The following is a 13,819-nucleotide window of genomic DNA, read 5'->3' on the forward strand; positions in this document are numbered from 1 at the left end:
TATACAGGCTCGTCTTGCTTTTATAAACCAGTAACAAACCACCAATAATAATGAACCAGCAGGAGTTTATAACAACTATTTCTCCTTTTAAAGACCGGCTTTTCCGGTTGGCAAAAAGGCTGCTTGTAAGCACTGAAGAGGCTGAAGACGCCACCCAGGAAGTGTTGGTGCGCCTTTGGAACAACAGGGAGAAGCTTGGCGGGTACAGCAGCGTGGAGGCACTGGCAGTAACCATTACCAAAAACTACTGCCTTGACCAGCTGAAGAGCAAGCGCGCCACCGAAATGCGGATTGTGCACAGCAACTATACCGACAGGCAGGCAGGATTGCAGCAGCAGGCTGAAGACAGGGACAGCCTTGACTGGGTAGAAAAAATAATGGATACCCTGCCCGAACAGCAAAAGATGATTGTACAGCTGAGGGACATTGAAGAATATGAGTTTGAGGATATCGCGAAGATATTAGATATGAATGAGACGGCCGTGAGGGTAGCCCTCTCCCGCGCCAGGAAAACGATAAGGGAAGAACTTGCAAAAAAACACAGCTATGGAATTAAAGCAAATTGAGAATTTACTGGAAAGATACTTTGACGCAGATACAAGTATAGCGGAAGAGAAGGAACTGAAAGCCTACTTTGCCGGTGCAGATGTGGCGCCACACCTGCAGCACTACAGGTCTATGTTCGGGTATTATGCCCAGGAAGCAACACAACAGTTTGATAAAGCCGTACCACTAAAACCCGGAAAACAATATGTAGCGTGGCTATCGGTGGCAGCAAGTGTTGTGGTTATGCTTGGCGTGGTAACATTTATGTACAACCAACCAGAGCAACAGCAGGATTTAGGTACTTACAGTGACCCTGAAACCGCTTTCAGGGAAACACAAAAAGCCCTTAATATGCTGAGTGAGAATGTAAATACAGGTATGGGTAGCCTTGAATACCTGAATGAGTATGAAAAATCAAAACAAACAATTTTTAAATAACAGAAAAATGAAAAAGATAATAGCACTTGTATTATTATTAATGCCGACACTATTTTTTGCGCAGACAACGGCATTTGATAAATTTGAAAAGGATGGAGTAGATGCCGTAATTGTAAACAAGAAGATGTTTGAGCTTATGGGTAACGTGAAGATGGACCCGAAAGACCATAATGCACAGCAATACCTGAAGCTGATAAAAAAGCTTGATAACCTGAAAGTATTTACTACCACCAGCGACAAGATTGAGGACGAAATGAAATCAACCGTTGATGGCTACCTAAAAAAAATCCGCTTGAAGAGCTTATGAGGATCAATGAAGGCGGCAGAACTGTTAAGATATACGTGAAATCGGGCGCTACGTCAAGCCAGGTGCGTGAGCTGCTTATGTTTATGGAAGGCGGAGGCCCAAAAAACAGCAGCGTGCTTATGTCGCTTACAGGTAACTTTGACTTAAGTGAGATATCTTTTCTTAACGATTATATGAAGATACCGGGCGGTAAAGAACTTAAAAAGGCATCAGCTAAAAAGAAATAACCATGACACGTATTTTTATAACTTTTGTAATAATGGTGCTGATGCTTGCATCTTGTGAGCAGAAGCCAACCGTACAGAAATATTTTGTTGAAAAAAGCGGCAAACCCAATTTTGCTGTGGTTGATGTAGCCCCAAGCTTTATTAAGGCAGCTGACCTGAAACTCACTGCTGAAGAAAAGGAAGCGCTGGAATCACTGAAGAAATTCAATGTGATGATCTATAAAAAAGACAGCCTTGATAGTGGGGAATATAAAGCCGAAGCTGAAAATGTAAAAGAGCTGTTAAAGCAGGATAATTATGAAGAATTGATGAAGATGAACCTGCAGGGGATGAACGCATCAATCAGTACCAAAGGCGAGGGTGAAAATATTGATGAATTCCTGGTGTATCTTAACAATAGCGATACAGGTTTTGGAGTTATTCGCGCCATTGGCGATGATATGACACCCAATAAAGTAATGACTTTAGTGAGCCTTATACAAAAAGGTGGTGTAGATGACAGTAAATTTGGCGCACTTAAGTCGCTTATGGGAAAACCGGAGACAGATAAAAAGCCGGCAGCCCAGGCGCCGGCGCCGCCCAAGCCTGAACAATAGAGAGTTAGTGGTTTGGTTTAATAGCAAAATCCCCTGTATGGCAACATGCAGGGGATTTTAGTTTGATAATTCCTTCACTCTAAATCCTGTAACCTTCTTTATCAGGTCAAGGGGCATAGGCTCAGACAACGGAAACTGCACTGAGCCTTTACCTGTTTTATAACGGCTGAACTCTTCTTTGAAAGCATCATGCCCTGTTGGAGTGGCATATAAGCCTATATGCTTTTCATATCCTGCAAAATATATGAGTGGCTTTCCGTTAAGTTTGTAAGCAGGCATTCCATAGCTTATGCTTTCCACAGCGTTGGGAGCTTCAATTTTAATAATATCCCGAATTTGAGATAGGATCTTTTGTATTTCAGGCGGAAAAGAATTTATATACTCATCAACTGACTGTGGCTTTTGCATAACTATTTGCTTTTAGGTCCGAGTTTGGTATAGCCGATATGAAGTTCGTCTTCAATCCCATTTTCATCAGGAGTGATCTTTATGTGGTATCGCTCCCGTAAATCTGGGGCAAGTATATCTTCAACTTTGTGCATATCATCAACATCAAGGCCGTATTTTTCATCAATATGAGACTCAGCCCCTTTAAAGCCGTAATGTTTGTAGAATGCTGTCTGCTTTGACTTCTTCACCACTTCGGCCATAGTCTCACCAACGGCCAGCATTTTATAATGATATTCCTCAAGGTCGTCTGGCTTATAACCGCCGAGGTTCAGGAAAAAAAGTTTATTTGACGAAGGTTTAGCTTCAGCCTTAGGAGAGATGGTAATCTTATGTCCGTCAACGTGTGTCACTTCACGCCAGCTATCAATGTGTAGCTGGCCTCCATCAGGCCAAAAAGCATACATATGGGCTTTTAGTTCCTTAACCGAAGCGGCTATACCGAAAAAAATATCATGCTGTTCTGTTAGCCTTCCTTTAGGCGTGCAGCCCAGCAAAACCATGTAAAGCTTAAGGTTTGTATCCATATCTATCCAAAGTTAGTAAATCTTTTTTCACTTAAATTTCTTATAAATTAAATTTTTGGTGCAATTTTTGGTTTTACCTTTATAACAATAAAACTTTAACAATTATGAAAAAGATATTTCTCTTCTTAGCAGTGGCCTCTACAACATTTTTTGCCTCATGTTCCAACGATGATGACAGGCCGGATAATGACACTTTCCCTGAATCATTTGACGTTAACGTTGATTTTTTAGCTGCTGATAATTACAGTGTTCTCGTACCTCTTAATCCACCTATTGTAAACAGTGATGTTGTGCTTGTTTATAGAAGGACAGTTAAAGATGGTTTCGCTGTATGGCAGCAAATACCACGAACAATTTATTTTGACGATGGAGCAGAAATTGATTATGATTTCAATTTTGATTCACAAAGTGTCGAGTTAACTATGACCCAAGAAGGCGCTGATCTAAGTGCATTACCACAATATACTCTGAACCAAACTTTCAGGATTGTATTGGTTCCGGCATTTGTTGCTCAAAATGTGGATACCGATAATATTGATGCTGTAATGAGCGCTGTTCATGAATACAACAATGGTGGTGTCCCGTCAATTGAAAAATAAATTCTATACTTACTTATAAAAGGTGAAGCCTTCCGGAAACGGGAGGCTTTTTTATTAAGTTACAGCTCCTTGCCGAAGGGCTAAAAAAAGAGGCTTCCAACCGGAAGCCTCTTTTATCCTAAAATTCCGCAATTAGAAATTCAGTGTATTTAAAGCGGCAATTTTAGCGGCTTTGTTCCTTCTGCGGAAATATGTAGTTCCCGGGTTGCCAAAGTATTTACTTATGGTAAGCCTTGCCATAAGGTAGCTCACAGTTGATTCTGCTCCCTGGTTTAGGTTTACATTGTGCTCTTCAAGTCCGTCAAAACATCCGCCTGTACACGGGTTGTAAACAACCTGGTTAAGGTGGTTATTGCCCAGGAACCAGTTAAACGCATTTTCCATTTTATTGAGGTACTCTTCATCCTTAAATATATCATGGAACTTACGCAGTGCCAGTATGGTGTAAGCCACGTCTATGGGCTGTTCACCATAACGCTCTCTTTTACCGCCTTTTACATACCAGCCGCGGTTGCTCACCACGTTTATCATATTGTCATTAAACGTTATATCAAGCAGGAAGTCAAATGATTCTTTGGCTATGGTTTTATATCTTTCATCGCCTGTGATTGCGAAGCAAAGCAGCAACGCTTCCGGTAGTACGCTGTTGGCATAGGTAAGATAGCCCTCATACCATTTCCATTCAGAATCGGCCTCGTGGCGGTACATGTTAACAAGCCTGTCGCCAAACAGTTTAATGTAAAGCAGCGTGTCGTTGTCTTTCACCTGACGGTTAAAGTAGTACAGGCCTTTTATGATGAATGCCATAGCCCTTGTAGAGTGGATATTCTTCGTAAGCGACAGTGATTTCTGGAACATTGCTTCCGCCTTTTTACCAAAACCTTCGGGAAGGATATTTGTAAGCGAAACCACATAACCAAGAGCCCACATGGCACGGCCGGCGCTGTCTTCAAGGTTTTCGTTTTTGTTCTGGGCGGTGAAGTTGGTGTTATAATCTACATAGTTCAGGAACCTGCCGTCATACAGCTGGCAATGGTCTAAGAAATTCAGGTAGATTTTAATATACTTTAATGTATCTTCCTGGCGGTATTGCTTGTAGTGCTGGCACATGGCAATTAGTGCACGGGCATTATCATCTAGCGTGTAGCCCGATGCAATATCCGGTTTATTCAGCTTAGAGAATTGCAGCATACCAAAGTCTGTTGTCATAGCCTTGATGTGTGAAAGGTTCACGTCAGGGTTCTTATAGTGTAGGTCAAGCGAACCGTTGCTCGCTTTCTCAAGAACTTTTGCATGGGCCACAGCCGAGTTTTCCCAAGCTGTATGCACAATTTTATGCAGGCCGTTTAATACCATCCTGTTGCGAAGTTCAATATCGAACAATAACGTATTGATGGCTTCACAAAGCTGTTCTGAATTGCCGAAATCAAACACAATACCGGTATCTCCTGCCAAAACTTCTTTGGCGTGAGGTATAGGTGTAGATATGATGGCACAGCCGCAGCTTAGGGCATAAGAGAATGTACCGCTTACAGCCTGGTTCGGGTCTTTGCTTGTGAACAGATAAATATCTGTCATCTGAAGATACTCGAGCAATTCACCAAGCTCTACATATTTATTTATGAAAGCAATATTATTTTCAAGTCCAAGCTCCTGAATTTTGGATTCAAGAGATTCCCTGTAAACCTCGCCTTCATTCAATACAACGGTAGGGTGGGTTTTGCCTATAATAAGGAATAACACTTCAGGACACTTGTTTACCACGTTTGGTAGCGCATCAAGGGTAGTCTCGATACTTTTACCTGAGCTAAGCAGACCGAATGTAGATAGTATCTTTCTGCCTTCAAAGCCATATTTTTTCTTAAGTGAGCCTTTGTCGGCGTGAGGCACAAGGTGTGTACCGTGAGCAATTACAGCAATCTTTTCACGGTCAACAATATAATCGCGTGTAAGAATATCTGCAGCGTTGTTAGTCATCACAATAAGTGAATCTGCCCTGTTGAGAATATGCTGAACATTACCTTTCAGTTCCTCATTAGGATTTGGCAGCACTGTATGAAATACTACCGACAACGGTTTATTAATCGAGTCAATGAAATTATTGAATTGGGCCACGCTTTCATGTACAAGGCCAAACTCATGCTGCATCAATATAATCTTTACATTCTCGTCCTCATTTATCTGCTGCGCCAGGTTAAGGTAAGATTGCGGTTCGCTCACATTCAGCACATACTTCACCATAGGGTCGGTATACGTGTGTTGTTCATTAGCGTTTTCAAGAGCACAAACCTTAATATCAAACGTATCAGTATAATGGTCGTTTAGCGCTTTAATAAGATCCTGTGAATATGTAGCAATGCCGCACTGCCTTGGAGGGAATGTAGTTATTACAACAATTTCTGGCAATACGCCTAAATTGCTTTGCGGAATATCTGCAGCCGCAAGCTTTTCAATAAGCTGGTTGTATGACTGGAAATTTTTCCCTGAGGTTTTTCTTGTTTTCATGGCTCGGATAAGGGTGTAATGTATGTTGTTGTTTATGCAGCGCAGCTTATATGGGTTATGCGTTGGCTTTATTAACCCACTGGTTAGCGCGTTCTTTAGCTTCATTTACGGCATCAAGGGTTTCACCTTGCGCACTTTTATAATGTCTTGCAGCTTTTGTGTGAAGTTTGTCAAGCTTTCTTTTAAAGTTTTGCTTAGCTTCTTCAACCTGTGCTTCATAGTTCTTTTTCGATTTTCTTTTTTAGCAACTATAAGGCCTGCTACGGCTAGGACTGCAACCCCGGCTGCAACTCCTAATACTACTTTTTTATTTTGCATGATATTGATAGGAATAGGTTATTGATATGACGAAATTATATAATCACCATCCATTCAGCAATTTGATTATAAAATATTTAACGTAATTCTGAGTAAAGTAAGAATTTTAGATAATTTTTAACCATTGTAAGAATTTTATTGAATTATCTGTAATCCGAATTATATTTTATGATACAGTATCCATTAATATTGATATTTATAGCTATACTAAAAATAGAGGGGGTGTTATGTTCTGAATATTTACATTTTCTAAATTTAACCCTATAAAATTTAGGGGGTATTATGGATTTATCTAAAAAAATGTATATTTGCACTGTATAAAATAATATTAAATTTAAAAATAAGTTCCATGTCAACATTTCGTTTTCAGGCTTTGCGTGAAGCTTCAGGCAGAAAAGCAGTTAAAGTAGAAGAGCTGGATAAAAAATCGCTCATCTTCGGAAGTAATGTGTTCAATGACAAGGCTATGCGCCAGTTTCTTACGCCCGATGCCTACCAGGCAGTAAAAAATGCGGTGCAGCACGGAACTAAAATCGACAGGAAAATTGCTGATTATGTAGCAATGGGTATGAAAGAGTGGGCTTTGAGCAAAGGCGTAACACATTATACTCACTGGTTTCAGCCGCTTACAGGCACCACTGCTGAAAAGCACGATGCATTTTTTGAAACATCATTTGACGGCAGCGACCCTGTAGAAAAATTCGGCGGCAGCCAGCTGGCACAGCAGGAGCCTGATGCATCAAGCTTCCCGAATGGTGGTATACGTAATACTTTTGAAGCTCGCGGATATACGGCATGGGACCCAACATCTCCGGCGTTTATATTCGGCACAACACTTTGTATACCAACCGTTTTTGTGTCGTACACAGGTGAGGCCCTTGACTATAAAACACCATTGCTTCGCGCACTTCATGCTATTGATGAAGCTGCCAGCGATGTTTGCCGTTACTTTGATAAAAACGTAAAAAAAGTTACTGCAACCCTCGGCTGGGAGCAGGAATACTTCCTGATAGATTCTGCTCTTGCAGCATCAAGGCCGGATATTATGATTACTGGGCGTACCCTGCTTGGGCATACTTCAGCCAAAGGGCAGCAGCTTGAAGACCACTATTTTGGGTCTATACCAACACGTGTACTAAACTATATGCGAGACCTTGAGAATGAGTGTATGCTGCTTGGCATTCCGGTTAAAACACGCCATAATGAGGTAGCGCCAAACCAGTTTGAGCTTGCACCAATTTTTGAAGAAACAAACCTTGCGGTAGACCATAACTCACTGTTGATGGACGTGATGCAGAAAGTTGCAGAGCGCCATGACTTCAAGGTGCTTTTCCATGAAAAGCCGTTTAAAGGTGTAAACGGCAGCGGTAAGCACAACAACTGGAGCCTTGCAACAGACACAGGCGTAAACCTGCTAAGTCCGGGCAAAACGCCAATGAGCAACCTGCAGTTCCTTACATTCTTTATTAATACTATAAAGGCTGTATATAAGAACGAAGCATTGATGCGCGCGTCAATAGCTACAGCTACCAATGACCACAGGCTTGGTGCCAATGAAGCCCCGCCTGCAATTATATCTGTATTCATCGGCCAGCAGCTTACTAAAGTTCTTGAAGAACTTGAAGGAGTTTCAGCTGGTAAGCTTTCGCCACAGGAGAAGACTGACCTTAAACTTAATGTAGTAGGTAAAATTCCGGATGTATTGCTTGACAATACCGACAGGAACCGTACGTCTCCATTTGCCTTTACAGGTAACAAATTTGAGTTCAGGGCAGTAGGTTCAAGCGCTAACTGCGCCAATGCTATGACTATTGTGAACACTATTGTTGCTAAGCAGCTGAAAGACTTTAAGGCTGAGGTTGATGCCCTGGTTGAAGGTAAAGGCATGAAGAAAGATGACGCTATCTTTAACATTCTTAGAGAATACATCAAAGAAACTAAGGCTATCTTATTTGAAGGTGACGGTTACAGCGAGGCATGGGAGCAGGAAGCGGCAAAACGCGGCCTGAGCAATTTCAAGACTACGCCAAAAGCGCTTAAGGCCAAAGTGAGCGAGCAGACACTACAATTGTTTGAAGAAATGAACGTGATGAACCACGTTGAGGTGGAAGCACGTTATGAAATTGAGCTTGAAGAATATACTAAAAAGATTCAGATTGAAGGCAGAGTGCTTGGCGACATCTCTCGTAACCACGTTATACCTACAGCTATACGTTACCAGAATACTTTGATTGAGAACGTTCGCGGCCTTAAAGAAATATTCGGTAAAGAATTTGAAACTATTGGTAAAGAGCAGATTACGCTTATAAAAGAGATTTCTGAACATATCGCCGGCATCAATACAAACGTTGAGGCTATGATTGAAGAGCGCAAAAAGGCAAATGCGCTTGACAATGCTGAAGCTATGGCTGATGCGTACTGCGACAAAGTAAAACCTTATTTTGATATCATAAGGGATCATTGCGATAAGCTTGAACTTATGGTGGATGATGAGATCTGGACGCTTACTAAATACCGTGAATTATTGTTTACACGATAATTTCATACATATTAATTGAGTGTAAAGCCCCTGTAATTGCAGGGGCTTTTTTGATATAGTGATGATCTAACGGATTTCGGCATAATAATCGCTATATTCGTAAGGATTATAACGCATATGATGAAAAAACTCATTTTCGCAATAGCTTGCCTGATATCGCTAACTGCCTCAGCACAAGAGCAGTTCGCTGTGTATTTTGACAGCAATAAGCACGAACTGAAGAAAGCAGAACAAGACCGGCTTAATACCTGGATTGCGCAAAACCAAACCTCCAAAATACTGGCAATCAATGGCTATACCGATGAAGACGGTTCCATAGGCCTAAATGATACGCTGGCGCAACGCCGTGTAAATCATATTTTTAATTTGGTAAAAGGTAAAGTGAAGGCCCGGGAGGATTTTAAAACCCGCAGTTTTGGGAAGCTCCATAAACATTCACCGGTAAAAGCAGAGAACAGGAAGGTTGTAATTTACTATCTTCCTGAAAAAGAATTGCATCGTGAAAATGAAGTGCTTGGCATAAAGCCTGAACCAAAACCTGTGGTTAAATATCCGGCGGGTGTAGTGCTCACAAACCCAAACGGAACGAGGGAGGAGATAAAGTTTGATGTCGAATTCATGAAGAAAGTGGGGGATGCCAAGCCGGGTGAAAAGCTGGTTTTGCACAACATCAATTTCTTTGAAAATACCTTTGCAACAACTCCAGACTCGCGGCCAAAGATGTATGAGTTGCTGGAAATCATGAAGTTGCACAAAAACCTAAAGATAAAACTGCAAGGCCACATCTGCTGCCAGAAAGGTGACCCCCGCAAACTTTCGTATGAAAGAGCAAAAGCCATCATGCTGTTTCTTACCCGAAACGGTATCGAGAAATCACGTGTTACTTTTGAAGGGCTTGGTACTACGCAACCCATTTATCCACTGCCTGAAAAGACTGAAGAAGAGCGTGCTGAAAACCGCCGTGTAGAGATTTTGGTTATAGAAAATTAAGAAGCTTTTAAGATTGCCAAATAGAAAATGTTAATATTACGGAATTTGTAAGATTTTACACAGATAACTGCTTTACCGAGGAAGCAGGCAGTGGCTAGCTATTAACACTTCATTAAGAAAATTATTTCACCTTCTGCAAAACATATTTTGAGCCGGGGTCAGTTCCGGGTCTTGAGTCTAAAGTCAGGTGCAATTTTCCGTCAACCATTTTAAACGGAATTTCTTTTTTCACATCCTGGCCGCCTCGGTTTTTGGTGTCGGTGTAAATTACGCCGTCTTTCACAGTATAGGTGCCGGTGAAAAATGGAGCAACCGTCATCTTACCGGTCATGTAATGCTGAAAGCTGCCATCCTTCCCGAAAACGAAATGATTGCGGGAGTACATCAACCTTACATCGGCTACCCGGTTTTGCAAACCAACGGGAGATATGGCATAGAGTCTTTTCATATCATCTGAAACTGAAACCGTATCTGCCTTGGTACGGTCAATGGTGATGCCCTCGGCTTCGACCGAAACCGTTTTCCACGTGCCGATTAGTTTTTTCTTTTGGGCGTGGGTTGTGGTGAGGGTGAGGATGATGAAGAGAGTGAGGAGGTGAGTCATCGATATTGTGTTATTCGCTCTTCCATTTTTCATATAGCTTTTTTGTGTTTCGGAATCTTGAAGTGACACCAAAACAATCAGAATGATTGTCAACTACATCAAATATCACATCTCGATACTCTGTTTTCCAATCGCGATCAGATAAATATTTATGTATAATGCAATAAGAAAGTCGGTCAAGGGAATTGAGATAGTTTTCTTTTGCGACACTAATTTTGTCTTGAACAATTTCAAGCTTCTCAAGATTAAGTAACGTATTAGATATACTGATTTGATGGTTATATTCTCTCAGATCAAAACAAACGTTGTCGAAACTTTCTTTTCTTTTATTCAGCTCACTTTCTAGTTCCAATACAGTCATCAATGTATTTGTTCTCTGGTTTTCTGACATATTGCTAAGTTGCTCCTTAATTTGTCTGATTTGAAAATACGCAATTAATAATATTCCAACAGTTAGTAATGTAGTTACTGCAGATGATATAGCACTAATCCAATCTGTTGTTGTCATGACTTACTCAATTTTGCCATTAGCTTTTGTAAAATTAGGTGGGCTTTGTTTGAATTTGAAATTGAATTTCTGTGATCTTGTGAACGAGTTTCAAATTCATTTTCGTGCATTTTAAAATATGAAAGTAACTCAATTGGTGATATACCCGCTAATCTTAGAATTGGAATAACTTCCTCTAAAATCTTGTCAATTTCTTGAGGTGAATTTGCATTTTTTAATTGCTCAAAATATTTATTTATAATATCATTCTTCATATTAAGAAAATTAGATAAGTAAAACTAATAAAAAAAAGTATATTAAGTTTTTAATATAAGTTCAACTATGAATAAACGGGATAATCCTATCTTTGCACCAACAACAACACAACACATTTTATGACCAATGCTACCAGCGGGCGCTATAGCCAGAGGGGTGTTTCTGCCGCGAAGGAAGACGTACACAACGCCATCAAGAATATAGACAAAGGCCTGTTCCCGAAGGCTTTCTGCAAAATTGTACCTGACTACCTTACCGGAGATGATAACTACTGCCTCATTATGCATGCCGACGGTGCCGGCACCAAGTCGTCACTCGCATATATGTACTGGAAGGAAACCGGTGATATCTCGGTGTGGAAAGGCATTGCGCAGGATGCCCTTATCATGAATATAGACGACCTGCTTTGCGTAGGCGCCGTTGATAATATTATGCTGTCGAGTACCATCGGGCGGAACAAGAATTTAGTTCCGGGTGAAGTGATTTCTGCCATTATCAACGGGACAGAAGAACTTATCGATGAGCTGAAATCGTTCGGCGTAACCATACATTCCACCGGCGGCGAGACTGCCGATGTGGGCGACCTCGTCCGCACCATAATCGTCGACAGCACAGTTACCGCCCGTATGAAACGGAGCGATGTAATTGACAATGCCAACATACGTCCGGGCGATGTTATTGTAGGGCTGGCCTCCTTCGGGCAGGCAAGCTACGAGAAGCAATACAACGGCGGTATGGGCAGCAACGGACTCACTTCAGCGCGCCATGATGTTTTCGGCAAAGGCCTCGCACAAAAATACCCTGAAAGCTATGATGCGGCTGTCCCGGCTGAACTTGTCTATTCAGGCAATACCGGACTAACCGACACTGTTGAAGGCTCACCGCTTGATGCCGGCCAGCTGGTACTTTCGCCAACACGCACCTATGCGCCCATCATCAAAAAGATATTAGAGAAGTATACTCCACAAGATATCCACGGCATGGTACACTGCAGTGGCGGCGCCCAAACCAAAGTGCTGCATTTTGCAGATAACGTACATGTGGTGAAAGACAACCTGTTTCCCGTTCCGCCTCTTTTCAGGCTCATACAGGAGCAAAGCGGCACCGACTGGAAAGAGATGTACCAAGTGTTTAATTGCGGGCACAGGATGGAGCTGTACGTGCCTGAAGCAATATCGCAGGATATTATTGCCATCTCGCAATCATTCAATGTTGATGCGCAGGTTGTGGGCAGGGTTAGCCCCCTAACCCCCGAAGGGGGAATCACAAAAAAGCTCACGATTAAAAGTGAGTACGGGGTGTTTGAGTATTAAGCCATCGGGTTAGGTGTGTATTCTTTAATTTCTTTTGTCTTGAAACAAAAGAAACAAAAATTCAAGCCTGACTGTTTTCCACTCAAAATCTACGTCAGGATTTTGCCGCCGCAACCCGAGCCGTTCGCTGCTGCGCGCTCACTCGCGGATTGCTTTCCTTTGGCCAACGCTTAATCCTTTCCTTGATTTTTACGTGAAAAACAGTAGGGCGGGAACAGCTTCACTCGTATTCTAAAAACTTTGCAGCTTAACGCCTTTCTAGAAATTCTCTGCGTATCTTTGTGTTTCTCCGTAAATCTCTGTGAAACAACAACACATGACTTCAAAACGTACCTTCCTCAACGGCCAGTGGCGCAAGCTGGTAATGATAAATTACGCCATCGACCCGAAAATTCTGGAGCCATATGTGCCTTTCAACACCAGCATAGACTTGTGGAATGACACCTGCTACGTAAGCCTTGTCGGTTTTATGTTTGTTGATGTGAGCGTGCTTAAGCTGCGCATACCGTGGCACATCAATTTTGAGGAAGTGAACCTGCGTTTTTACGTCAAGTACGGCAATGACATTGCGTACAAGCGCGGCGTGGTGTTCATTAAAGAGATTGTACCAAGGCCGGCACTGAGTTTTGTTGCGAATACCCTTTACGGCGAAAACTACGAAACCATGCCTATGCGCCACAGTTGGGTTGAAGGCGATGATTCGCTCACCGTAGAATACGGCTGGAAGAAAGGGGAGTGGAACAGCCTTAAAGTTGTGGCAGATAAGACGCCTGTCGATATCAAGCCCTACAGCGAAGAGGAATTTATCACCGAGCATTTCTGGGGATATACAAAGCTGAGTAAATTCCGGACATCAGAGTATGAAGTGGCTCACCCGCGTTGGCAGATTTACCCCATAAAAGATTATGAAGTAGATGTAGATTTCGGAAAAGTTTACGGTAATGATTTCGCTTTCCTGAAAGATGAAAAGCCGGTATCGGTCTACCTTGCAGAAGGCAGCGAGATACAGGTAAAACAGGGAGCAAGGATAAAGTGAGTTTTGCCATGCAGATACTAATTGTTGAAATCAGGAATCTTGATATAAATAGAAAGGGCTGCAT

15 protein-coding genes and 1 pseudogene are annotated in these 13,819 nt (G+C 41.9%); 9 read left to right on the forward strand and 7 right to left on the reverse strand.

Annotation, left to right across the window (positions count from 1 at the left end; all coding sequences use genetic code 11):
- The first annotated feature begins 50 nt into the window (after positions 1 to 50).
- From LRS05_RS06335 to LRS05_RS06350, 4 genes and pseudogenes are all read left to right on the forward strand, one after another.
- Positions 51 to 566 (forward strand): RNA polymerase sigma factor, encoded by a 516-nt coding sequence (locus LRS05_RS06335; RefSeq protein ID WP_257867536.1) that lies wholly within the window; start codon positions 51 to 53, stop codon positions 564 to 566.
- Complete coding sequence (locus LRS05_RS06340) at positions 547 to 984, forward strand: hypothetical protein (RefSeq protein WP_257867537.1); 438 nt, start codon at positions 547 to 549, stop codon at positions 982 to 984. Before LRS05_RS06335 ends, LRS05_RS06340 begins: the two co-directional genes overlap by 20 nt.
- 136 nt (positions 985 to 1,120) lie before the next feature.
- Positions 1,121 to 1,518: pseudogene (locus LRS05_RS06345) on the forward strand (DUF4252 domain-containing protein).
- A gap of 2 nt (positions 1,519 to 1,520) precedes the next feature.
- Positions 1,521 to 2,114, forward strand: coding sequence for a DUF4252 domain-containing protein (locus LRS05_RS06350; protein ID WP_257867538.1), 594 nt, complete (start codon positions 1,521 to 1,523; stop codon positions 2,112 to 2,114).
- A gap of 57 nt (positions 2,115 to 2,171) precedes the next feature.
- Here LRS05_RS06350 and LRS05_RS06355 read toward each other — a convergent pair whose 3' ends face one another.
- Both LRS05_RS06355 and LRS05_RS06360 read right to left on the reverse strand, forming a co-directional pair.
- A complete protein-coding gene (locus LRS05_RS06355; RefSeq protein ID WP_257867539.1) occupies positions 2,172 to 2,522 on the reverse strand; it encodes an iron chaperone in 351 nt (116 codons plus the stop codon).
- 2 nt (positions 2,523 to 2,524) lie between these two features.
- Positions 2,525 to 3,088: a DUF1543 domain-containing protein gene (locus tag LRS05_RS06360; RefSeq protein WP_257867540.1), complete on the reverse strand. Its 564-nt coding sequence runs from the start codon at positions 3,086 to 3,088 to the stop codon at positions 2,525 to 2,527.
- A 104-nt stretch (positions 3,089 to 3,192) separates the two neighbouring features.
- Between LRS05_RS06360 and LRS05_RS06365 the strand changes: the two genes are divergently transcribed.
- On the forward strand, positions 3,193 to 3,687 hold the full coding sequence (locus LRS05_RS06365; RefSeq protein WP_257867541.1) for a hypothetical protein: 495 nt from the start codon (positions 3,193 to 3,195) through the stop codon (positions 3,685 to 3,687).
- Between the two features lie 132 nt (positions 3,688 to 3,819).
- Here LRS05_RS06365 and LRS05_RS06370 read toward each other — a convergent pair whose 3' ends face one another.
- Together LRS05_RS06370 and LRS05_RS06375 are read right to left on the reverse strand one after the other, a co-directional pair.
- A complete protein-coding gene (locus LRS05_RS06370; RefSeq protein ID WP_257867542.1) occupies positions 3,820 to 6,297 on the reverse strand; it encodes a glycosyltransferase in 2,478 nt (825 codons plus the stop codon).
- Positions 6,298 to 6,510 carry a hypothetical protein gene (locus LRS05_RS06375; protein WP_257867543.1) on the reverse strand — a complete coding sequence of 71 codons (213 nt, stop codon included), beginning with the start codon at positions 6,508 to 6,510 and terminating at the stop codon, positions 6,298 to 6,300. It abuts the gene before it with no gap.
- Positions 6,511 to 6,859: 349 nt separating this feature from the next.
- Between LRS05_RS06375 and LRS05_RS06380 the strand changes: the two genes are divergently transcribed.
- Both LRS05_RS06380 and LRS05_RS06385 read left to right on the forward strand, forming a co-directional pair.
- Positions 6,860 to 9,049: a glutamine synthetase III gene (locus tag LRS05_RS06380; protein WP_257867544.1), complete on the forward strand. Its 2,190-nt coding sequence runs from the start codon at positions 6,860 to 6,862 to the stop codon at positions 9,047 to 9,049.
- A gap of 120 nt (positions 9,050 to 9,169) precedes the next feature.
- On the forward strand, positions 9,170 to 10,039 hold the full coding sequence (locus LRS05_RS06385) for an OmpA family protein (RefSeq protein ID WP_257867545.1): 870 nt from the start codon (positions 9,170 to 9,172) through the stop codon (positions 10,037 to 10,039).
- Between the two features lie 121 nt (positions 10,040 to 10,160).
- Here the strand turns inward: LRS05_RS06385 and LRS05_RS06390 are convergent, their stop codons facing one another.
- Genes LRS05_RS06390 through LRS05_RS06400 form a run of 3 tightly spaced genes read right to left on the reverse strand, consistent with a single transcriptional unit; the run spans position 10,161 to position 11,405 of the window.
- Entirely contained in the window at positions 10,161 to 10,643 is a 483-nt protein-coding gene (locus LRS05_RS06390) for a hypothetical protein (RefSeq protein ID WP_257867546.1), read from the reverse strand.
- 10 nt (positions 10,644 to 10,653) lie between these two features.
- The gene (locus tag LRS05_RS06395; RefSeq protein WP_257867547.1) at positions 10,654 to 11,151 is read right to left on the reverse strand and encodes a hypothetical protein; all 498 of its coding nucleotides are present in this window, start codon (positions 11,149 to 11,151) and stop codon (positions 10,654 to 10,656) included.
- Entirely contained in the window at positions 11,148 to 11,405 is a 258-nt protein-coding gene (locus tag LRS05_RS06400; RefSeq protein ID WP_257867548.1) for a hypothetical protein, read from the reverse strand. The genes LRS05_RS06395 and LRS05_RS06400 overlap by 4 nt, the downstream gene beginning before the upstream one ends.
- A gap of 120 nt (positions 11,406 to 11,525) precedes the next feature.
- On the opposite strand from LRS05_RS06400, the gene LRS05_RS06405 reads away from it, so the two are divergent.
- Together LRS05_RS06405 and LRS05_RS06410 are read left to right on the forward strand one after the other, a co-directional pair.
- Positions 11,526 to 12,719 (forward strand): AIR synthase related protein, encoded by a 1,194-nt coding sequence (locus tag LRS05_RS06405; protein ID WP_257867549.1) that lies wholly within the window; start codon positions 11,526 to 11,528, stop codon positions 12,717 to 12,719.
- Between the two features lie 316 nt (positions 12,720 to 13,035).
- Entirely contained in the window at positions 13,036 to 13,755 is a 720-nt protein-coding gene (locus LRS05_RS06410; RefSeq protein ID WP_257867550.1) for a YqjF family protein, read from the forward strand.
- Positions 13,756 to 13,819: the final 64 nt, after the last annotated feature.

Source organism: Flavobacterium sp. J372 (assembly GCF_024699965.1).
Taxonomy (GTDB): Bacteria; Bacteroidota; Bacteroidia; order Flavobacteriales; family Flavobacteriaceae; genus Flavobacterium.